Source organism: Flavobacterium ustbae (assembly GCF_003946915.1).
In the GTDB taxonomy this organism is placed as follows: Bacteria; Bacteroidota; Bacteroidia; order Flavobacteriales; family Flavobacteriaceae; genus Flavobacterium; species Flavobacterium ustbae.
In genome coordinates this window covers 150,747-174,241 of the sequence record NZ_RPOC01000007.1, presented here as the reverse complement: position 1 = coordinate 174,241, position 23,495 = coordinate 150,747, and the positions used below count along the sequence as shown (strand labels likewise).

Genomic DNA, 23,495 nt, shown 5'->3' with positions numbered 1-23,495 from the left:
GCTCTTTGGCAATTAGTTCTCGCGCAAAGACGCCAAGTCGCCAAGTTTTAATATTTTTGGCCGTAACATCTGTAATTCGCTTCCTAATATTAATAGGATCCTCTTTCAGCAAAAATGACAGAATTGCGGAAATTCTATCCTATATTTTAAACATAGCCCACGGTTTCAACCGTGGGAATGCATGATGATTATGTTACGTACCCAAGGTTGAAACCTTGGGCTATGTTTGATAAAGAATTTCGCAAAAAAAGACGCCAAGGCGCTAAGAAAATAAAACTTTGCGACTTGGCTCCCGATAGCCATCGGGATTGCGATATTTTCATTCACCTTAATTAAATAAACTTATATAACTTATATGGTTCAAGAAAAATTAAAACTTAACAGCTTTCTTATGAACATCTTTTCCAATAGTAGTAGTTTTAGATAAACCACTCAAATCGATATTTTTAGTTGTTGAACCATCAATAGTAATAGTATTCGATGAACCAGGATTAAATTCTGCTTTCTTTAAAGAAAGATTTTGAACATTGTACATCTCAAAAGCATTCTTAGCTTCAATATCCAATTGCACATTGTTGATTTTGATTCCGTTAGCATCAATAATTGAAAAGCCTTTTTTAGATTTTGCAATCAGATTAGAAATCTCGATATTTTCTAAATTCATTTCAGGAAGACCTTGTAAAAATACCGCTTGCTGCGCGCCTTTAATCGTAATATTTTTGATTGAAATGTTTTTAAACTGAGGCGTTTCTTCATTCACAGGAACTAATTTTGTTGTAACCGTATTTCCGCCTTCAGCAAGTGTTTCAGCAATTGATTTTCCTCCGTAATACAAATCAAACGAAATTGCCTGAGACGGAATATCCGTCATAAAAACATCCGAAATAAAAATGTCTTCCACGACACCGCCACGTCCGCGCGTGCTTTTGAAACGAAGACCAACATCAGTTCCCATAAAAGTACAGTTGGAAACGTGCAGGTTTTTTACACCGCCCGACATTTCGCTTCCCACAGTTACACCGCCATGACCATGATACACGATATTATTTTTCACAATGATATTTTCGCAGGCAACACCGCGATCACGTCCGTCCTTATCTTTTCCAGATTTAATACAGATCGCATCGTCACCGACATCAAAACTAGAATTTTCGATAATTACATTTTTGCATGATTCCACATCCAATCCGTCGCCATTTTGAGAAAACCACGGATTACGAACGGTAACATTTCTAACAATCAAATCTTCAATTAATAAAGGATGAAGATTCCACGCAGGAGAATTTTGAAAAACTGGACCATCAAACATCACTCTTTTACTATTCTGAATGCTCACCAAAACTGGACGAAGAAAATCGTGAATCGCTTCAAAATCTTCTTTCGTTTTCAAATCATGACGTACATTCTGATCGGCACCTTTAGCACCTTTCATATATTGTTCAGAAGGATACCAGCTGTCTTTCTTTTCATTTAAAACACCGCCCGAAGCTACAAATTTCTTCCATTGTTCGTCTGTCAATTTACTCTTTTTAACCTGTCTCCAAGCTTCACCAGAACCATCCCAAACGCCATTTCCGGTAAAAGCAACATTTTCTAAGTTTTTTCCATAAATAGGAGAGATGCAACGCCAAGTATTTAAACCTTCAAAACTCGTTTCGATAATCGGGTATAAAGTTTTGGCTGTAGAAAATTTAATCAAAGCGCCAGTTTGAGCATGCAATTCAATATTACTTTTTAAGATAATTGGCCCAGTTAACCAAATTCCAGGTGAAATGATTAATTTACCACCGCCTTTTTTTGAAAGGGCCTCAATAGCATCCGCAAAAGCTTTGGTATTCAAAACATAACCACCGTTCACCGCTCCAAAATCTTTTAGATTTACCGTATTATCAGGAATAACAGGTTCGTTAACTTTTGGCATTTTGAATTCAACATTGGCATAAGTATCGTAAGATTTACTTTGAGCATTTACATTGTTCGAACTCAGACAAAGCAAAAATGCCATTGCAAGAGAAAAAAGATGGATTCGGTTGGTTTTCATTGTTAGTAGTTTTTTGTTGTTATTTTTATAGATGTGAAAAATTACTTCTCACATAAATAATAATAGTTAAATGTAATCGATTACACAAATCTATTAAAAAAAGTTTAGAAAAGAAATTTCATTTGATTAAAAATTGTTTTTGCCACAGATTAAATGGATTAAAATGATTTTTTCAGTATCTATGGTTGTTGCCACGAATTACACGAATTACGCCAATTTTTTCTCAGTATGTTTTTAAAATTAAATGATAATTTGAAAGAAAAAAATCTGTGAAAATCCTTTTAATCTGTGGCAAAATAAAATTAGCGCAATTCGTGTAATTCGTGGCGAAAAAAAACTCAAACAGGAGGGTACAGGATACATATAACTTTATGTTCAAGTAAATTGGACGAATTATTTGGTAAAAGTGTTAAAAATACATTTATTTGCAAATTTTATATGCTTAATTTTAATTGCCTAATAATTTTTTACCCAGAAAAAAATCAAAATATTAAATAATGCGTTTGAATTCATTTACTAAAATCCTGAGCTTCTTTTTAATCCTTTGCGTTTCGTTTTCGATAAATGCGGCCGAAATATGGGTTTCCCCGAAAGGGAATGACAAAAACTCAGGAACAAAAGAAAGTCCGCTGGCGACGGTTCACATGGCGATGCGAAAAGCCAGAGAACTCCGCCGATTAAAAGATCCGTCCATAAAAGACGGAATCAGAATTGTAGTAATGGACGGAACGTATTACTTAAACGAACCTTTATTTGTAAGACCGGAAGATTCCGGAACTCCGGATAGTCCAACAACAATTGTAGCCGATGCAAACGCTAAACCAATTATCAGCGGTGGAATCGAAATCAAAAATTGGACAAAATCGACAACCGTTATCAACGGACTTAAAAAAGGTGCTGTCTGGGTGGCCGATGCTCCCAAAAAAGCAGGAACTTTAATTGATTACAGACAATTATGGGTTAACGGTAAAAAAGCAGTTAGAGCTAAAAATACAGCGGGAACTTCAATGGAACGCATTCTGTCTTGGAATCACGAAGAACAAACCTGTTGGATTCCGTTTAAAGATAAATCGGTGAAGTTTGAACCGGGAATGGAGATGTTTATTGTACAATGGTGGTCGAATGCCAATTTGCGTATCAAAAATATCGAAGTACAAAAAGACAGCGCAAAATTGTCGTTTGAAGAACCAGAAAGCCGTATTCAGAGCGAGCATCCGTGGCCGGCACCGTGGATTTCTAAAAACAACGGAAACTCGGCTTATTTCTTAAACAATGCTTTTTCACTTTTAAATGAACCTGGAGAATGGTTTTTAGACAAGAAAAATGCTAAAATCTATTATATTCCGAGAGCTGGAGAAGAAATTAATTCGGTAAAAGTTACGGCTCCGGTTTTAGAAAGTCTGGTTGAAGTAAAAGGAACGATTGATTCGCCTGTTCATCATTTTAATTTTAAAGGGATTTCGTTTCAATACAGCAACTGGCTTCGTCCTTCACAACAGGGACACGTGCCTTTGCAGTGTGGTTTGTATCTTTTAGATGCTTATAAATTGAGACAGCCAGGAACGCCAAATCAGGCGAATTTAGAAAATCAGGCTTGGGTGGGAAGACCTCGTGCAGCTGTTGAAGTTAATTATTCGAATAATATTCAGTTTGAATCCTGCCGTTTCGAGCATTTGGCTTCGACAGGTTTGGATTTAAATAAAGGAACGAATCATAATACGGTAAAAGGAAATTTATTTAAAGACATTGGCGGAAGCGCGATCAATGTTGGTATTTTTTCTGAAGAACCTTTTGAAGCGCATTTGCCTTTAATCATTAAAGATGAAAGAGAAATGTGTTCGGATGAAGTAATCGCTGATAATTTAATTACCAATGTAACCAATGAAGATTGGGGAACTCTGGGAATTGCAGCAGGTTTTGTGCGAAACCTTACGATTGAACACAATGAGATTTCGGACGTCTCGTATTCGGGAATTTCGATGGGATGGGGCTGGACGCACACGCCAAACGTGATGCAGAACAATAAAATTCTGGCGAATAAAATTCATCATTATGCGAAACATCTTCATGATGTAGCAGGAATTTACACATTGTCAGCGCAACCAGGTAGCCGAATTGAAGAAAACTATATTGATAAAGTTTACAACAGTCCGTACGCACACGATCCGTTTTTGTGGCTGTATTTATATACTGATGAAGGTTCTGAAGGTTTTACCATTAAAAATAACTGGATTGCCGAAAAGAAAATCCTTAAAAACCATAACGGTCCAAAAGGAAATATCTGGGAACATAATGATCCTTACGTAAGTTCTAAAATTAAAGAAGCTGCGGGAATTAGAGCGCCTTACGCGGCAGCTTTAGAAAGAGAAGTTGTAATCGATGAAAAATGGGGACTGCAGGAAATGCCAAAACCGTATGCGATTGAATTGATTGGTAATGATTTTGATATCGAAAAAATCAAATCGACTTTGGTTGGTTTTAGAATCGTAGGTCAGGAATTCTATCAATGGAAAAATCATCTGGTGATTTACGGAAAAATGAATCAGCCGGAAAGAACGAAACGAAAACTAGCGGGGGCTTTTCCTTCTTTAGAAATAAAAATTTACGAAGATCTGGTTTACGATTTCCAAAACTTCGAAAGATGTAAAGATTCGAAACCAGCATCAGATTGGGAAAATGTTGTTTTAACAGCTAATCTTCCTGCCGATGAGAAACTTCAAAAAGAATATGTAGACTATCATAAAACACAATTCGAAAAATGGCCTGAAGTTGCCAAAGGCTTCTGTAATGCCGATTTTCAGCAATTGCAGGTTTTCAAAAAAGACCGTCAATTGATCTTAGTTATTAGTATTCCGAAAGGAGAAAATCTGGATAAATTGAATCCGAAAACAACACAAAATAATCCGCGTGTAGACGACTGGAATGCCTTAATGAAAAAATATCAAACCGGAATCGAAGGTGCAAAACCAGACGAAACCTGGATTTTCTTGAATAAAGTAGAAACTAAATAATTTTTGCCACAGATTAAAAAGATTAAAATGATTTTTTCTAATCTGTGAAAATCCTTTTAATCTGTGGCTAAAAAAAATCTAAAATCTAAAATCAACAATCTAAAATAAATAACCACCCATGTTAAAAATAGCCATTCTGGGACTTGGAGAAGGACGAAGCACAATGTCAGCTGCTATCGAAAGTTCAAAACTAGAACTTGTAAAAGTATGCGACCGAAACGAAGAATTGTGCAAACAGAGAGCAAAAGAATTCGATTTTCATTCCTACACCACAAATTACGATGATTTATTAAACGATGTGTCAATTGACATTATCGCTATTTATACACCCGATCATTTGCACGCACAGCACGTAAAACAAGCTTTATTGAGCGGAAAACATGTCGTTTGTACAAAACCCTTTATCGATGATCTTTCGGATGCTAAAGAGTTGTTAGAATTAAGCAAATCAACAGGAAAAAAAGTTTTTATCGGACAAAGTTCTCGTTTTTTCGAACCAGCAAAAAGACAAAGAGCCGATTACGAAGCAGGTTTAATTGGCGATTTAATTACAATCGAAGCTCAATATCACGCCGATCACAGATGGTTTTTAAAGAAAGAATGGTCTTTATTACAATCGTTTAAATGGCTGTACGGAGGTTTGAGTCATCCCGTAGATTTCATCAGATGGTATTTACCGAACATTCAGGAAGTAATGGGTTACGGAATGATCAGCAGTAACGGGCAATCGGCAGGATTGAAAAATGAAGATACCATGCACTTTATCTTCAAAGCAACCGACGGCAGAATTGCGCGTGTGAGCGGCGTTTATACATCGCCAACTCAGCCTGCACAACGCGACAGCGGAATGAGTACGATTTTGAGAGCTACAGAAGGTGCAAGTCAGGCCGATTATCATGAATTGCGTTATGCGGTTACGGATAAAACGGGTGAAGAAAAAGTGATTACTTGGGGCGACAGCACTTTAAAATATTATTTCCGTTTTGAAGGTCAGAGCCATCATGGGGGAGAATATCAGAATTATTTAGAATATTTCGTAGACAGTATCGAGCAGGGATTTACCGCTTATCCAGATATGGAAGAAGGAATCGGAACCGTGGCTTTACTGCAGGCAATGGACAAAACGCTACAAACTGGAATGCCGGTTAAAATTGCCGATATTCTTAACGAATATGGACTATGAACAGCATCTACGATAAATTAACTACGCTCGATTTTGTCATCGTAGCAGTGTATCTGGTGACTTTATTGGTCATTGGATACATAGTAAGCGTAAAACAGAGCAAGAAAAACGAAACGCTTTTTCTAGCCGGAAACTCTTTAAACTGGTACAATATCGGGTTTAATATGTGGGGAACCAACGTTGGTCCGTCGTCATTGCTGGCTTTTGCGAGTATTGGTTACGCAACGGGAATCGTAGCCGGAAATTTCGAATGGTACGCTTTTGTGTTTTTACTGCTTTTGGCGATGGTTTTTGCACCGCGTTATATTGCCAGTAAAGTCAGCACGATGCCGGAGTATATGGGAAAACGCTATGGCGACAGCACGCAGAACATTCTGGCTTGGTACGCTTTGGTAAAAATTCTCGTAAGCTGGCTTTCTTTGGGATTGTTTAGTGGAGGCGTTTTGGTGCGTCAGATTCTGGGAATTCCGATGTGGCAGAGCGTTACTGTTTTAGTGATTTTCTCTGGAATTTTCACTTTTGCAGGCGGATTAAAAGCGATTGCAAAAGTCAACGTTTTTCAAATGATTTTATTGATTGTCGTTTCGCTGACGCTTTCCTATTTAGGATTGCAGAAAGTAGGCGGAATTGATGTTTTAATTTCTAAAACTCCTTCAAACTTTTGGAATTTAGTTCGTCCGTCTGATGATGCGAGTTATCCGTGGCCGGCTATTTTATTGGGGTATCCCGTAGCAGCAGTTGCCTTTTTCTGTACGGATCAATCGATGGTGCAGAGCGTTTTGGGAGCTAAGAATTTAGAACAAGGACAATTGGGCGTAAACTTTATCGGATGGCTGAAAGTAATGGCGCTACCATTGTTTATTCTGCCTGGAATTTTGTGCTACGTTTTATATCCCGAATTAGGTAAAAACTCCGATTTGGCTTATATGACGATGGTTACAAATCTTTTCCCAAGCGGAATGAACGGTTTGGTCATCTGCGTTATGATTGCCGTTTTGGTGGGAACAATTGGTTCTTCGCTAAATGCTTTGAGCGCCGTTTTTACGAATGATATTTATATAAAGAAAATCAATCCAACGGCGACAATTAAAGACCAGATTAAAATTGGCAGAATTACTATTGCAGCAGGATGTTTGTTTGCGATTTTAATGGCGGTTGCGATTGATAATATTAAAGGGCAGAATTTGTTCAATATTTTTCAGGCGGTTTTGGGCTTTTTGGCGCCTTCGTTATCTGTGGTATTTTTATTGAGTGTTTTCTGGAAACGAACCACCAAAAAAGCCGTAAACTTTACTTTATCATGGGGTTCGGCGTTTAGTTTGTTTGTGGGCGTTTTATACCTTTGGATTTTCCCTGCAGATGAATACCCGGTTTGGCCTCACTTTTTATTGATTTCGTTTTACATTTTTGCTGTTTTAACGGTAACAGCAATCGCTATTTCGTTATTGGATAAAAATCCTGAAACTAATTTTTCTGATGAAACGGATATTCCAAAAACAAGTAAAAAAGTGAAGTTGCTGTTCGGATTATTGGGACTGACGATTTTGGTTTTGTATTTGGTTTTTAATGGGAATTGAGAATTTGCCACAAAGGCGCTAAGGCACAAAGTTTTTTTAATTCTGAATTGCGTCCAGCTTTAGCTGGATGAGAAAATAATCCAAATGTTAAAGGCTTTAGCCAAACTTTTTCACAGTTTGGCTAAAGCCTTTATTTATTCTTAAAATATTGTACCAGTTAAAACTGTAGGTGATTCATAAAAAACTTTGTGCCTTAGCGCCTTCGTGGCAACAAAAAATTATGCCTTTTTACGACCTTCAATATTAGGCAAAAATCCAGTAATGACTCCAATCAAAGGCAGAAATGCGCAGATTTTAAATACATATTCGATACTCGTTGCATCGGCTATTTTTCCTAAAAGAGCAGAACCTAATCCGCCCATTCCGAAAGCAAAGCCGAAGAAAAGACCAGCAACCAAACCGACTTTGCCCGGCAATAATTCGGTGGCATAAACCAGAATTGCAGAGAAAGCAGAAGAAAGAATCAATCCGATTATTACAGACAAAGTTCCGACCCAGAATAAAGAAACGTAAGGCAAAAGTAATGTAAATGGCGCAACACCCAGAATCGAAATCCAGATTACATATTTTCTTCCATAACGGTCGCCAATTGGTCCACCAATTAAAGTTCCAGCAGCAACGGCTCCTGAGAATAAAAATAAATATACTTGAGATTGTTGAATCGAGATATGGAATTTATCGATCAAAAAGAAGGTGTAATAACTCGTGATACTGCTCATGTAGAAAAATTTAGAGAAAATCAGAATCATTAAAACAACTAAAGAAACAGTAACTCTATTTTTAGATAAGTGATGTGTTTCAATTTTATATGCTGATTTATTAGCATTTCTTTCAGAAAGATGTTCGGTATACCAAATCGCAATTTTATATAAGGCAAAAATTCCAACCAAAGCGATAATACAAAACCAAGCCACATACGACTGTCCGTGCGGAATGATGATAAAAGCGGCTAATAATGGTCCGATAGCACTTCCTGCATTTCCACCCAATTGAAAAATAGACTGCGCCAATCCTTTTTTTCCGCCCGATGCTAAATGTGCTACACGAGAAGATTCGGGATGAAAAATAGACGATCCGATTCCGATTAAACTTACCGATAATAAAAGGAATACAAAACTTGATGCGATCGAAACCAGAAACAATCCTACCATTGTAAAACACATTCCAATGATTAACGAATAGGGTTTAGAATTCTTATCAGTATACATTCCCACGAACGGCTGTAAAATGGAAGCAACCATTTGATACGTAAGTGTTATGATTCCGATCTGAGTAAAACTCAAACCAAAATTATCTTTTATTAATGGATATATTGATGGGACAATTGCCTGTAATAGATCATTTATTAAATGCGAAAAGCTGATGATAAAAAGAATTGAATACGTGGTTTTCTTGACTATTTCTGGATTTGCTTTAACGGTTTCCATGAGTTATTTTTAGGTTCTTAAATGGTTTTAAATAACAGCTGTATTATTTTTTACAAAATTGAAACAAATAACAATGTCAAAATTGCTATATTTGGACAATGAATAATCAGATTCGGACATTTAGGGTAGCGCAGGATTATGGATTTCAAATAGATCCGTCAATTCCTGTTTTAGGATACACAGAAACAGTGAATTACGAAACCTGTATTTCACATTCTCATCCGCGCGGACAGCTTATATACGCTACGCGAGGTGTTATGAATGTTGTTGTCGGGAATAATATTTGGGTTGTAAATCCGCTGCAGGGATTATGGATTCCGGGCGGAGTTGAACATCAGGTAACCTTTCAAAAAGACGTTAATTATTATAGCGTTTTTATTGACCCTTCAGTTACGAAAGGATTACCAATCAATAGTTTCTCGTTTGATATTCCGATGTTTTTAAAACAATTGGTTTTTAAAATCATCACCTTTGGAACAGAAGGAAATTTAGAGGCTTCACAAAGAAGAGTGATAGATGTTTTTCTGGATGAATTGGCTTTAATTGTACCAAGTGCAACATTTTTGCCCACAACAAACGACGAAAGACTTCAAAAAGTAGTCGAACTTTTAATGAATGATGTAGCCAGCAAACAAACTATTGATTATTACGCGGAACTTTCTTTTATGAGCACGAGAACTTTATCTCGTTTGTTTATTAAAGAATTGGGAATGAATTTCAGTGATTGGCGAACGCGTTTGAAACTGCTTGAAGCCATTAAAAGACTCGGCGAAAAACAATCCATAAAAGAAATTGCACTCAATTTAGGTTACGAAACTCCGAGTGCTTTTATTTTTATGTTCAAAAAACATTTAGGAAAAACACCTTCTAATTATATTTTGGAAGATGAAAACGAGGATAAAATTTCTGCCTAATATTGGGATTGGGACGCGGATGGAACGGATTTACTTCGTAATCCCGATAGCTATCGGGAGCGGGTTGACACGGATTTTATTTTTAAACACATAGAAACATAGATTTTTATGTGCTTTATGAAATAGAGATGATTAAAAATGACTAGTCATTAACACATAGTCCCGAAGCTTCGGGATGTTTTTAAACGAGTGAAACGCCTTTTTTGCGGACAGTAAATCTATGTTTCTATGTGTTAAAAATAAAATCCGCGTCAATCAGCGTCTTCGCGATAGCGAATCCGTGTCATCCGCGTACCATAAAAATCATAACATCATTTTTTTTTAATACTAAAAAAGTGATAACTCGTAATTTTTCCCTTAAAAAATTATCAAAGAGTAGTATTTTTTATGAAAAGCAGGATAGTGCGGGTTGTGAAATGTAAAAATAACACTTATCTTTAGCTCCAAAATAAACTTACTATGCTAAACCGCCCTTCGATTTTTAAGATTTTATTTCTTTTTGCCGTTCTTTTTTCTTGTTCTGTTGTATTTGCGCAGGAAAAGCAAAAAAAAGCGACATGGATCTGGTATCCAGGCGATTTTGAAGTTTGGTTAAGCAATAAAATGCAGGTAAGACGCACAGAACGTGAAGCGATTTTTCCACCGCTTTGGCAATATTACAGTCCTTATGCTTTGGTGACTTTTCAAACCGAAGTTGACATTCCAAAGCCAGACGAAGTGAAAATTTACTCAGAAGGACCTTTTCAATTACTTTTAGATGGCGTTCAGATTTACGGACAGCCAAAATCAATAACAGTTCCTGCTGGAAAACACAAAATTTCATTTAAAGTTTATAATCAGGAAGTATTACCGGCAATTTACATTGAGGGAAATTATATTAAATCGGATGCATCTTGGCAAGTAACCAACGAAGATAAACTTTGGATTGACGAAGCTGGAAAAGCACAGCAATCTGGTACGCCGTGGGTTCCTGTGGGTTCTTGGAATTTTGATTCGGCAGAAAATAAACCTTCAGAATTTAAATTAACAACGAAACCTTTAAGTGCTAAAAAAACAGAAAAGATATCGGGTGGCGAATTAGTAGATTTCGGAAAAGAAACTTTTGGATATATTAAAATTCATGGTTTAAAAGGAAAAGGGAAAGTCGCACTTTATTATGGAGAATCTCGTGAAGAAGCGCTGGATTCTGCCAAATGCGAGACATTAGACCATTTGTCTTTTGATGGAAAACAACCTGAAACCTACGCACACGATGGATCCAAAGCGTTTCGCTATGTTCAAGTGCAAGCAGATACAGGAGTAAAATACGATTCTATTTCGATGCTTTATGAATATTTGCCATTAGATTATCGTGGTGCATTCAAATCTTCAGATCAATTATTAAATAAAATTTGGGATGTGTCGGCTTACACAATGCATTTAACTTCTCGAGAATTTTTTATAGACGGAATCAAACGCGACCGCTGGGTTTGGTCTGGCGATGCGTATCAAAGTTATTTAATGAATTATTATTTATTCTTTGATTCGTCTTCTGTCGAAAGAACCATGTCGGCTCTTCGTGGAAAAGATCCTGTTACGGCACATGTTAATATTATCATGGATTATTCGCTGTATTGGTTTGTAGGTGTTTACGATTACTATCTGCATACAGGCGATACAAAATTCATCAAAACTTTTTATCCAAGAATGAAATCATTGATGGATTTCTGTTTAGAAAGAAGAAATAAAAACGGATTCCTAGAACCATTAGAAGGTGACTGGGTTTTCATTGATTGGGCAGACGGACTACCAAAAACAGGTGAAGTAAGTTTTGAACAAATGCTTTTGGCAAGAAGTCTGGAAGCCATGGCAGTTAGTGCTGAAATAGCAGGTAAAAATGAAGATCAAAAACAATATCAAAAATTAGCTTCTGATTTAAAAACTTCATTATTCGATGTGTTTTGGGACAAGAAAGAAAACGTCATGAAACACCAGCGTATCGATGGTAAAATGCAGAATATTGTAACCCGATACGCCAATATGTTCGGTATTTTCTTCAATTATTTTGACGAAGAGCAGAAGCAAAGTGTAAAAAATAAAGTCTTACTAAATAAAGATGTTCTTCAAATTACAACGCCTTACATGCGCTTTTATGAGTTGGAAGCATTGTGTGCAATGGACGAACAAAAGTTTGTTTTGAATGAAATTCGCGATTATTGGGGCGGAATGCTAAATCTTGGAGCAACATCATTTTGGGAAAAATACGATCCAAAACAAAGCGGAAAAGAACATTTAGAAATGTACGGACGTCCTTACGGGAAAAGTCTTTGTCACGCTTGGGGAGCAAGTCCGATTTACTTATTGGGGAAATATTATTTAGGTGTAAAACCAACCGCTCCGGGTTATTCAGAATATGAAATCAAACCAAATTTAGGTGGTTTACAATGGATGGAAGGCAAAGTGCCAACACCAAACGGAGAAGTTGCCGTGTATTGCAGTACAAAAGAAATTAAGGTAAAAGCGGGTGAAGGTGAAGGAAAATTAATTTTTAAAAGCGCCAGCAAACCCAAAACAAACTCTGGAACAATTAAAGAATTAGAAAAGAATAAATATCAGTTGATTGTAAAACCGAATGTGGAGTATAAAGTGAGTTATAAAGCTGTTTAAGTTTTTAGTACCTAGTGATTAGTCCTTAGTAATTAGTCTTTAACGTCTAGTTTGTCATTTCGACTGAAAGGAGAAATCGCACTCGTAACCACAAAGATTGTAACGTCAAGTTTGTCATTCCGAGGAACGAGGAATCTCCTCAAGAAACTCTACAAAGATTGACAAATTTCTATGAGGAGTTTCTGCTGCGATTCCTCCTGCGTTGGAATGACAAAAAAATCAATAAAAAATAAAAAAACAAATGTTTTCAAAAAGTACCAAATATAATTTCAAATTAAAAACCGCTTTTCTAGCGCTGTTTCTCCTATGCTTACAAACAAATGCTCAAACAGCATGGAAACCTGTTTCATTCGAAATTGTAAAATCAAATTATAAAACGTTCAAAACGGCTCAATATGCACATGTGTTTTCAGGAAGTAAACACAATATTGTTCGTTTAGCTCCGGAATTACAAGGTTTAAAGGGAATTGAACTTCCTTTAGAAAAATATAAAAACGGTGAAAATGCTCCTTTACAGTTAAAGTTTAAAGAAGCCGTAACGGTTTTGATTGGAGTTTTTCAGGATAAAAGTGCAGAATATCTTCAATCGGAAAATATTAAAGATGGCAAGTTAATTTTAGAAAATGGGACGACCATTACAGGTTTATCTCCAGTAAATGTTTATGCTGTTTCTTATTCAAAAGGAACTCAAACCATCAATTTCGGAAAAGGTTTATTTACGATTTTAGGAGTTGTAAAAGCTTCAGAAAAATTAGAACCACGAGACGCTAAATTACCAGATGGAAAATTGTGGAATCCAACTTTTATTGTGGAAGGATTTTCAGATAAAAAACCTCTTTTTGAAATTATCGGCGGAGAAAATAAACCTGTTATCGACGAAGGAATGTCTGGGACAGAAGATATTCAGGGAGGTTTTGAAGGCGGACGTGTGGTAAAAGTCGGCGATACGTATCATATGTTTCCAACGGAACGAGCAGGCGAAAAAGGCGTTGATTATTATTACGACCGTGTAAAAACTAAAATCGGACACTGGACAAGTAAAGATGCCATTCACTGGAAAAGAGAATCAACAATTTACCAAGCAAGCGGAACTTACGCCGTAACCGAAGATGATAACCCAATGAATGATCGCCGTGCGGCAATTTGGTCGTATATGCCCGTTTTTAATGAAAAAGCAAACAGATGGTACGGCTATTATTTGGCGTATACTGTCAGCAAAGAAATAGAACCGAATCATTCTTTTGGAAGAATCTGGCGCTGTGAATCGATGGTTGAAGGAATCAACGGAATTGGCGGACCTTATAAAGATATCGGAATTATCATGGAACCTGGATTGGATTCTCAACCTTGGGAAGGTCGTCAGGGTGTGGCTTCTTTTTTTCCGTACCAAGTCGGCGACAAATATTTCGGATTTTACAGTGGTGCCTATCCATTTAATTCATGGGCAGATTATCCGAAGAAATCTGGAAAAGGCTGGTTTGTGGCTTTAGCTGAATCTAAAAGTTTGGAAGGGCCTTGGTTACGAATGAATAAAGGTTTGGAACCAATTAAAACTATGCATCCGCTTTTTGTTGAAAATCCAATTGTGAGTCAGTTGCCAAACGGAATGTACATCGCGATTTTTGACGGTGGGCCAGACGGCTGGGGACATCATTTACCGAATATGATTGCGTATTCTTTATCAGCAGACGGAATAAACTGGGCAGAGGCGCATTATATTCCAATAGAAACTAAAGTTGATAAATGGTGGGATATTATGAGAACGCCTCTTTGTTTAATCCCGGAAGGAAATGATGTTTACACGATAGTTTACAATGCCATTGATTTAAAAAGAAGATTTCACCCAACAGGAATGGTCAAAGTAAAATTAAACAAAGACGTAATGGAGGCTAGATTAGCTGAGTTGAAAAAATAGAACGCGGATGACGCGGATTTACTTCGTAAAAACGCTGATTAAAAAAAACAATAAAAAAGTTTCCCGCAGATTTTGCAGATTGAGCGGATTTTTTATCTGCCAGATCTGCTAAATCTGCGGGAGAAAAATATAAAAACTTTGCGACTTTGCGTCTTTGCGAGAGATTATTTAAGCTTTCAAATTAATCTCGCAAAGTCGCAAAGAAAGAATAAAAGAAAAACTTAGTGCCTTAGCGCCTTCGTGGCCAAAACCAAAAACAATGAAAATTAAATACCTAATTATCGCCTTTTTAGCACTTGCAATAAGCAGTTGCGCTACCAAATACAAGAAGCGTGAAATTACCGATAGCGTAATGCAGGAAATTTATGAAGAAGTTAAAACGCCTTACAAATACGGATTGGTAATGGTGCCAACAGATAATTCATATAAAATGGATTGCCCAAGCGTGTTTAGAAAAGACGGCAAATGGTACATGACATATTTAATCTACGACGGAAGAGGTTACGAAACCTGGCTAGCAGAAAGTGATAACCTTTTAGATTGGAAACATTTGGGGAAAGTAATGTCTTTTTCAGAAAATGAAAAACACTGGGATGTCAACCAAAAAGCAGGCTATATTTCGTTGCAAGACATGACTTGGGGCGGAAGCTACGAATGGGAAAAATACGAGGACAAATACTGGATGAGTTATTTTGGCGGAGACAGTAAAGGCTACGAAGCAGGCGTTTTGTCAATCGGAATGGCGTATACGAAAGAAGCGCCGACAAAACCACATGAATTTCAAAGATTAGAAAATCCAGTTCTGACGCCAAAAGATAAAGATGCCAAATGGTGGGATAACAGTACGATGTATAAAAACAGTGTGATTCGAGATAAAGATAAACTGACAGGACACAATTTTATCATGTATTACAATGCCCGAGGCGATAGTATCAATCCAGCAAAAGGTGCAGAGCGTATTGCAATGGCGGTTTCGAACGATATGAAAACTTGGAAACGTTATGGCGATAAACCTTTAATCAACCATCATAAAGGAATTTCAGGAGATGCTTATATTCAGCGTATTAATGATACTTGGGTGATGTTTTATTTCGGAGCTTTCTGGACGGGATGGAATCAGGGAGCATTTAACCGTTTTGCGGTTTCGAATGACTTAGTAAACTGGACGGACTGGAAAGGCGACGATTTAGTAAAATCATCTGAACCTTATGACGATTTGTTTGCGCATAAATCTTTTGTTGTAAAACACGATGGTGTGGTCTATCATTTTTACTGTGCGGTAAACAAAGCAGAACAACGTGGAATTGCAATTGCAACTTCTAAGGATTTAGGGAAAAGCAAATTGAATTTTGTGGCACCACCGGAGAAGAAGAAGAAATAAGTTATGGGTTATCCGTTATGAGTTATACGGTTTAAACCTGACAGGTTTAGCAACTCTAAAAATAAATAAAATACAGTTTTGTCATTCTGAGGAACGAAGAATCGCACTAGAAACTCCTCAAAGTAATTTCTAATTATTGTCGAATTATGTGTGAGATTCCTCCTTTCAGGCGGAATGACAAAATACTAAAAATAAAATAATGTTTCAACCAATTCAAAATAATCACTTTTCAAGGTTTCGATTTTCGATAGCAAAATCAGTATTCACATTTTACATTTTACTTCTAACATTTTACGTAAACGGACAATCAGTAACAGGAGAACCAGCTGGTGTTCCAGAATTGAATAAAAAATACGAATTTGCACCTTGGGAGGATCCAAAAATAACAAGTATTAATAGACAGCCTTCTCGTGCTACAGCATATTCGTACACATCAGTTGAAGACGCATTAAAAGGTGACAGAACCAAAAGCCGAATGCAAATGCTGACAGGCGATTGGGATTTTAAATATGCTGTAAATTTAAAAGAAGCTTCCAAAGATTTTTATCAAAATAAAGTTTCTGGTTGGGATAAAATAGAAGTGCCTTCTAACTGGGAAATGAAAGGGTACGATAACCCGATTTACAAAAGTGCTGTTTATCCTTTTCGACCAATAAATCCGCCTTATATTCCGAAAGATTATAACGGAGTGGGTTCTTATCAAAGAAGTTTTACCGTTCCTGAAAATTGGAAAGATATGACCATTACGTTACATTTTGGAGCTGTAAGTTCAGGTTTTGAAGTTTGGTTAAACGGAGAATTTTTAGGGTATGGAGAAGACAGTTTTCTGCCTTCAGAATTTGATATTACGCCTTATTTAAAAGCAGGAGAAAATGTAGTTTCAGTTCGTGTAATCCGTTGGACAGATGGTTCTTATTTAGAAGATCAGGATCATTGGCGTATGAGTGGAATACAGCGTGAAGTTTTCATTATGGCGGAGCCAAAACTGCGTATTCAGGATTTCTTTGTTCAGACTAAATTAGATAAGAAATATACTGATGCTATATTTAAATTGCGTCCGAAAGTAGAGAATTTGACTGGAGAAAGAGTTCAAGTTAAAGATTATACGATGAATGTTCAGTTGTATGATGCGAATAATGCGCCAATGTTCAAAGAACCGCTTCAAAGACCTGTACTTGATTTAATCAACGAAAGTTATCCTCGTTTGGATAATGTTCGTTTTGGATTCTTTCAGGAAAACATCAAAAATCCGAAAAAATGGAGTTCAGAAGAACCGAATTTATACACGATGGTCATTTCGATAAAAGATAAAAACGGAAATGTTACCGAAGCCAAAAGCTGTAAAGTTGGTTTCCGTTCTATTGAATTTTCGAAGGAAAACGGAAAAATGCTCATTAACGGAAAAGAAACGTATGTGTATGGTGTAAACCGTCACGATCATCATCCGACGAGAGGAAAAGCGGTTACGAGAGAAGACATCAAACAGGATATTACAACGATTAAAAAGTTCAATTTCAACTTTATACGTACAAGCCATTATCCAAACGATCCTTATTTTTACGAATTATGCGATCAATACGGAATCATGGTGATGGACGAAGCCAATCAGGAAACACACGGAATTGGCGGAAAATTAGCTAACGATCCGCTTTGGACAAATGCTTATATGGAAAGAATGATTCGAATGGTGGAAAGAGACAAAAACCATCCATCAGTCGTAATGTGGAGTTTAGGAAACGAAGGCGGAAAAGGCCCCAATCATGCGGCAATGTCGGGCTGGGTTCACGATTTTGACATGACTCGTCCGGTGCATTATGAACCGGCGCAAGGAAATGCAAAATTAGATGGCTATATAGATCCGTTGGATCCAGGATATCCAAAAACAATCGATCATGCGTATCGTTTTGAGAATCCGCAAGATGATTCTTATGTCGATATGGTCAGCCGTTTTTATCCAGGTGTTTTCACACCGAAATTTTTGGTAGATCAAAAGAAAGATACTCGTCCGATTATTTTCGTTGAATATTCTCATGCTATGGGAAATTCGGTTGGAAATTTAAAAGAATTGTGGGATGAATTCCGTTCGCTTCCAAGAGTAATCGGAGGTTGTATCTGGGAATTTAAAGATCAGGGAATTGTAAAATTCGATTCAAGATCTGGACAAAATTATTTTGCGCATGGAGGAGATTTTGGCGAAAAATACCATGACGGAAACTTCAATACAAAAGGAATTGTAGATTCTTACGGAAAACCAAAAGGTTCTCTTTTTGAGAATAAATGGGTCTATCAGCCAGCGGTTTCGACTTTAAATGGGAATCAGTTAGAAATCAAAAATCGTCAGGCGGTAAAATCTTTAGAAGGATATATTCCTGTTTTAAAAGTGTTGGAGAACGGAAACGTAATTAAAACTCAGATTTTAAAACCTTTAAAAGTTGAGGCAGGACAATCGACAACTTTAGATATCAGCCAATATCTTCCAAAAATGAAAACTGATGCGGAATATCTTTTGAATATTGAATTTCAGCTTTCAGCAGATGAACTTTGGGCTTCAAAAGGTTACACTGTCGCGGAAGATCAATTCGTAATTCAAAAGAAAAATGAAGTTGTTCTAACATCTAAAAAAGAATTAGTTAAGGTTTCAGAATCTGATTCGGATTATACTATTAAAGGAAAAACTTACGACATAAAAATCAACAAAGTAAACGGAGCTTTGAGTTCGTACGTTTTCAATGGCGAAGAACAGGTTTTTGCGCCATTGCTTCCTAACTTCGTTAGACCACTTACCGACAATGATAAACGCGGATGGAAATCGCAAAAATTGTTGAAACAATGGTACAAAGCGAAGCCAAAATTGGTGAATGTAAAAATCGATAATTCGGCTTCTGAGATTAAAATTATAAGCGATTACGAAATTATAAAAGACAGTGCTAGCGTAAATGTAGTATACAACATCAGTCCAGACGGTGTTATAAAAGTAGATTACAGTTTAAAAGCTTCAGAAAAATTACCTAACATTCCAAAAATCGGAATGCAGATGGGAGTTCAAAGAAAATTCAATCAGATTTCGTGGTACGGAAAAGGCGAATTGGAGAATTACAGCGACAGAAGTTTTGGCTCGTTTGTTGGTAAGTATTCGCTGCCAATCAATGATTTTATCGAGCATTATCCAAAACCGCAGGAAAACGGAAACCGTTGCGATGTACGATGGATGGCGTTGACAACTCCGCAGAAAAATCAAGGTTTCATGGTAGTAAACGATACTAAACTTTTGAGCATGAGTGCATGGCCATATACACAGGAAAACCTAAGTGCATCAGGTCATACCTACGATTTAAAAGATCCGGGATTTTTGACATTAAATATCGATTTAATCCAAATGGGAGTTGGAGGAAACGACAGCTGGACGATTGTAGCTCAGCCAATTGAGCAATATCAGATTAAATCTGGAAATTATCAATATAGTTTTTATTTAACGCCTTTCAGCGGTTCAAAGAATCAGTTGGAGAGTAGTTTGAAGAAGTTTAAGTATTAGATCAATTAAAAATTAAGATTAAAAATTAAAAGATATAGTTTGTCAGGCTGAGCGACCACATCCCGAAGTTTCGGGATCGCGAGAAGCCCACGCAAAATAATTCGACAAAGATTAAAAAACATAGCCCAAGGTTTCAACCTTGGGAAACGTATTGTAAATCACGTTACGATTTACGTTGTGTCTACGTTGCGTACCCAAGGTTGAAACCTTGGGCTATATTTGAAAAAATTGAGAATAAAATATAGTTTATCATTTCGAGGAACGAGAGATCACACGCGGAATTCCGTACAGTTAATCGCCAATCTTTGTGGTTACGAGTGCGATTTCTCCCTTCGGTCGAAATGACAAACAAAAATTAAAACATAAAAATGCCCAACAAAAAACACCTCTTTTTTATCCTCCTGATCGCAAGCTTTGTTTCTGCGCAGGAAGTTCATAAAAAAGAATCATTTCAGCCAACATTAGAATCCTCCAAAACTTGGGTGTATTGGTATTGGATGAAATCTGCCTATTCTAAAGTGGGAATTACAGCCGACTTAGAAGCGATGAAACAAAACGGAATTGCAGGCGCGTATTTAATGACGATTAAAGGTCCGGCCAATCCGCCATTGATTGATCCACCGGTTTTACAGCTGACTCAAGAGTTTTGGGATATGATTCATTGGGCATTTAAAGAAGCAGATCGTTTAGGTCTGAAACTCGCTTTTCATGTCGCAGACGGATTTGCGGTAGCAGGCGGTCCGTGGATTAAGCCAGATATGTCAATGCAGAAAGTAGTCTGGTCAACGACTGAAATTTTAGGTGGGAAAAAAGTAGTTTCAAAATTACCAGTTCCAGAACATTACAAAGATTATTATAAAGACATTGCGATTTTTGCACTTCCGATAAAAGAATATCAAACTACTTCGCAAATTCAGTTACCAAAAGTAACGACATCAAATACTACCGATGCTTCGTTTTTGGCTGACCCTAAAAAAGACGAAAACTTCAAGTTTGCCGATGCAGGATGGATTCAATACGAATTTGAAAAGCCTTTTACCTGCAAATCAATTGTAATTGAAACCAAAGGAAGAGATTATCAGGCACAGCGTTTAATTGTTGAAGTAAGTGATGATGGCATTCATTTTAAATTCCACGAAAGATTGATTGCACCACGCCACGGCTGGCAGGATATGGATTTTCCGAATACGCATACCATTAAGCCAGTTACCGCAAAATATTTTCGATTTGTTTACGATCCAAAAGGAACAGAACCAGGAGCAGAAGATTTAGATTTTGCGAAATGGAAGCAGAATCTGAAAGTGAGTAAAATTACACTTTCGAATCAATCGTTAATTAATAACTACGAAGGAAAATCAGGTGCAATCTGGCGTTTGACTCCGCAGACAACCGAGAAAGAAATTCCAAATTCAGATGCATTCAAAAAATCAGAAATTATTAATGTTTCAAGTTTTGTTGATGCTGACGGAAACCTAAATTGGAAAGCTCCAAAAGGAAAATGGAAAATTATTCGAATGGGACATACTTCTACCGGGCATGAAAATGCAACTGGAGGAGCAGGAAAAGGATTGGAAGTAGATAAATTTAATCCCGAATTAATTCGTTTTCAACTGGATCATTGGTTTGGAGAAGCCGTTCGTTCTGCTGGTCCGGAACTGGCTTCAAAAGTTTTGGAAATCCTTCATTTTGACAGTTGGGAATGTGGAAGCCAGAATTGGTCTTCGGTTTTTAGAGATGAATTTAAAAAGAGACGCGGTTACGATCTTGTAGATTATTTGCCGGTTATGGCAGGAATTCCAATAGAAAACGCTGATTTCTCAGAGAAAGTTTTATACGATGTTAGAAAAACTATTGGCGATTTAGTTGCCGATAATTTCTACGGAACGGTCGCTCAAATTTCAAAAGAATATAAAGTGAAATTGAGCTCAGAAAATGTTGCGCCAACGATGATGAGTGATGCATTATTGCATTATAAATATGTCGATTATCCGGGTGGTGAATTTTGGCTGAAAAGCCCGACTCACGATAAACCTTTTGATATGGTCGATGCCATTTCGGGCGGACATATTTACGGAAAAGATATTATTCAGGCTGAATCTTTTACGGCTTTGCGAATGGATTGGGACGAACATCCAGGAAACCTAAAAACAACTGCAGATCGAAATTATGCTTTGGGAATAAACCGATTATTTTTTCATGTTTTTGTTCATAATCCGTGGACAGACAGAAAACCGGGAATGACTTTAGATGATATCGGAACTTTTTTTCAAAGAGACCAAACGTGGTGGAAACCTGGAAAAGCTTGGTTTGATTATTGTCAGCGTGTTCAGTTTCAATTGCAGAAAGGAAAACCAGTAATAGATTTAGCGGTTTTTATTGGTGAAGATTTTCCGTCGCGTTCTTTTGTGCCGGATCGTTTGGTGCCTTTTATTCCAAATGTATTCGGAAAAGAAAGATTAGAAAGCGAGAAAATCCGTTTGGAAAATGAAGGTCAGCCGACAGCCAAAATGCCAAAAGAAGTCACGTATTCTAAAAATATCACTGATTTATCACAATGGATTAATCCGTTAAACGGTTATCAATACGATTCGTTTAATGCAGATGTTTTGATTAACAAAGCGAAAGTTGTAAACGGAAAAGTAACTTTTGAAAATGGAATTGAATACGGCGCTTTATTGTTTCCGGGAAGTCATAAAATGGCTCCGAATAAAATTTTGTCTTTGGCTTCCGCCGAAAAAATCCTGCAATTACTGAAAGACGGTGCAACGATTTTTGTAGAGGATAAACCAACGATTCAGCCAGGAATTCAATCAGAAGAAAATCAAAAGAAATGGCAAAATGTGATTGACGAAATTTGGAATAATGCCAATTCCGCTTCATGGAAAATAGGAAAAGGAACGGTTGTTAGATTACCGTATTTAGGAAACGATTTTGCTTCGATCGGAATTACGCAGGATGTTTATTTTCCAAATCTAACCAGAGCCGATTCAGAAACCATTGCTTGGACGCATAGAAAAGCAGAAAACGAAGAAGTTTATTTCCTTTCAAACCAAAAATCAGAAAAAAGAATGTTCGATGCATCGTTCAGAATTGCTGGAAAAATTCCACAATGGTATAATCCAGTTACGGATAAAACGTCGGCTTTAGCCAATTGGAAAATAGAAAACGGAAGAACAATTGTTTCCATAATTTTAGAGGCAAACGAATCTGGTTTTGTCATTTTTAAAGAAGAAACAAAAGAAGTTTTAGCTAATAAAAAAGAGGTTGAATTTGAAAAAGTTCAGGTTTTAGATGAGAATTGGGAACTTCAATTTGATCCAGAATTTAAAGGTCCGAAAGAAGTTGTAAAAACGAACAAGCTTTTTGATTGGAGTACTTCTGAAAATGATCAGATTAAATATTATTCGGGAACTGTGATTTACAAAAAAGAGTTTGTTTGGAAAGGAAAAAATACTAAGAATATGTGGTTAGATTTAGGTGAAATTGCCAATATCGCCGAAGTTTCTATCAACGGAAAAGATTGCGGAACACTTTGGACTTTTCCTTTCAAAACAGATATTTCAAACGCATTACAAAAAGGAAAAAATACAATTGTAATAAAAGTGACCAATACGTGGGCAAACCGCTTAATCGGCGATCAAAAACTGCCAAAAGAAGAAAGATTAACGTGGACAACGGCGCCATTTAGATTGGAAGGAAATCCATTGTTGAAAGCGGGATTGTTGGGACCGGTTATGATTTTAAAAGAGAAATAAAATGTTAGCCACAGATTAAAATGATTAACACAGATTAAATATTAGCCACGAATTCACGAATTAGAATTAAAGAATTCGTGTATTCGTGGCGAAAAAAAAATCCAAATAATCCT

General features: G+C 36.8%; 11 protein-coding genes. 9 read left to right on the top strand and 2 right to left on the bottom strand.

Translation table 11 applies throughout. The annotated features are described in order from the left end of the window. Positions 1 to 370: 370 nt before the first annotated feature. On the bottom strand, positions 371 to 2,041 hold the full coding sequence (locus tag EG814_RS11365) for a glycoside hydrolase family 28 protein (protein ID WP_125721966.1): 1,671 nt from the start codon (positions 2,039 to 2,041) through the stop codon (positions 371 to 373). Positions 2,042 to 2,538: 497 nt separating this feature from the next. Between EG814_RS11365 and EG814_RS11360 the strand changes: the two genes are divergently transcribed. The 3 genes from EG814_RS11360 (at position 2,539) to EG814_RS11350 (ending at position 7,812) form a co-directional block, all read left to right on the top strand. Continuing rightward, entirely contained in the window at positions 2,539 to 5,052 is a 2,514-nt protein-coding gene (locus EG814_RS11360; protein WP_125721964.1) for an L-rhamnose mutarotase, read from the top strand. Between the two features lie 118 nt (positions 5,053 to 5,170). Then, positions 5,171 to 6,235, top strand: coding sequence for a Gfo/Idh/MocA family protein (locus tag EG814_RS11355; RefSeq protein WP_125721962.1), 1,065 nt, complete (start codon positions 5,171 to 5,173; stop codon positions 6,233 to 6,235). Then, positions 6,232 to 7,812, top strand: coding sequence for a sodium:solute symporter (locus tag EG814_RS11350; RefSeq protein ID WP_125721960.1), 1,581 nt, complete (start codon positions 6,232 to 6,234; stop codon positions 7,810 to 7,812). The genes EG814_RS11355 and EG814_RS11350 overlap by 4 nt, the downstream gene beginning before the upstream one ends. A 218-nt stretch (positions 7,813 to 8,030) precedes the next feature. Here EG814_RS11350 and EG814_RS11345 read toward each other — a convergent pair whose 3' ends face one another. After that, positions 8,031 to 9,239, bottom strand: a complete 1,209-nt coding sequence (locus EG814_RS11345) for an MFS transporter (protein WP_125721958.1) — start codon at positions 9,237 to 9,239, stop codon at positions 8,031 to 8,033. Positions 9,240 to 9,337: 98 nt separating this feature from the next. Here EG814_RS11345 and EG814_RS11340 point away from each other — a divergent pair, with 98 nt between their 5' ends. The 6 genes from EG814_RS11340 (at position 9,338) to EG814_RS11315 (ending at position 23,382) form a co-directional block, all read left to right on the top strand. Further along, a complete protein-coding gene (locus tag EG814_RS11340; RefSeq protein WP_125721956.1) occupies positions 9,338 to 10,153 on the top strand; it encodes an AraC family transcriptional regulator in 816 nt (271 codons plus the stop codon). A gap of 459 nt (positions 10,154 to 10,612) precedes the next feature. After that, entirely contained in the window at positions 10,613 to 12,799 is a 2,187-nt protein-coding gene (locus EG814_RS11335; RefSeq protein WP_125721954.1) for an alpha-L-rhamnosidase-related protein, read from the top strand. Positions 12,800 to 13,040: 241 nt separating this feature from the next. Continuing rightward, positions 13,041 to 14,714, top strand: a complete 1,674-nt coding sequence (locus EG814_RS11330; RefSeq protein WP_125721952.1) for a glycoside hydrolase family protein — start codon at positions 13,041 to 13,043, stop codon at positions 14,712 to 14,714. A gap of 259 nt (positions 14,715 to 14,973) precedes the next feature. Further along, entirely contained in the window at positions 14,974 to 16,095 is a 1,122-nt protein-coding gene (locus tag EG814_RS11325) for a glycoside hydrolase family protein (RefSeq protein ID WP_125721950.1), read from the top strand. 199 nt (positions 16,096 to 16,294) lie between these two features. Beyond that, a complete protein-coding gene (locus EG814_RS11320; protein ID WP_125721948.1) occupies positions 16,295 to 19,627 on the top strand; it encodes a glycoside hydrolase family 2 TIM barrel-domain containing protein in 3,333 nt (1,110 codons plus the stop codon). A gap of 368 nt (positions 19,628 to 19,995) precedes the next feature. Next, positions 19,996 to 23,382: a glycosyl hydrolase gene (locus tag EG814_RS11315; RefSeq protein ID WP_125721946.1), complete on the top strand. Its 3,387-nt coding sequence runs from the start codon at positions 19,996 to 19,998 to the stop codon at positions 23,380 to 23,382. Positions 23,383 to 23,495 lie beyond the last annotated feature (113 nt).

What these genes read in the sequence shown, in the direction of transcription:
- EG814_RS11365 (WP_125721966.1), bottom strand. Translation starts at nt 2,041, where the DNA reads ATGAAAACCAACCGAATCCATCTTTTTTCTCTTGCAATGGCATTTTTG.
- EG814_RS11360 (WP_125721964.1), top strand. Translation starts at nt 2,539, where the DNA reads ATGCGTTTGAATTCATTTACTAAAATCCTGAGCTTCTTTTTAATCCTT.
- EG814_RS11355 (WP_125721962.1), top strand. Translation starts at nt 5,171, where the DNA reads ATGTTAAAAATAGCCATTCTGGGACTTGGAGAAGGACGAAGCACAATG.
- EG814_RS11350 (WP_125721960.1), top strand. Translation starts at nt 6,232, where the DNA reads ATGAACAGCATCTACGATAAATTAACTACGCTCGATTTTGTCATCGTA.
- EG814_RS11345 (WP_125721958.1), bottom strand. Translation starts at nt 9,239, where the DNA reads ATGGAAACCGTTAAAGCAAATCCAGAAATAGTCAAGAAAACCACGTAT.
- EG814_RS11340 (WP_125721956.1), top strand. Translation starts at nt 9,338, where the DNA reads ATGAATAATCAGATTCGGACATTTAGGGTAGCGCAGGATTATGGATTT.
- EG814_RS11335 (WP_125721954.1), top strand. Translation starts at nt 10,613, where the DNA reads ATGCTAAACCGCCCTTCGATTTTTAAGATTTTATTTCTTTTTGCCGTT.
- EG814_RS11330 (WP_125721952.1), top strand. Translation starts at nt 13,041, where the DNA reads ATGTTTTCAAAAAGTACCAAATATAATTTCAAATTAAAAACCGCTTTT.
- EG814_RS11325 (WP_125721950.1), top strand. Translation starts at nt 14,974, where the DNA reads ATGAAAATTAAATACCTAATTATCGCCTTTTTAGCACTTGCAATAAGC.
- EG814_RS11320 (WP_125721948.1), top strand. Translation starts at nt 16,295, where the DNA reads ATGTTTCAACCAATTCAAAATAATCACTTTTCAAGGTTTCGATTTTCG.
- EG814_RS11315 (WP_125721946.1), top strand. Translation starts at nt 19,996, where the DNA reads ATGCCCAACAAAAAACACCTCTTTTTTATCCTCCTGATCGCAAGCTTT.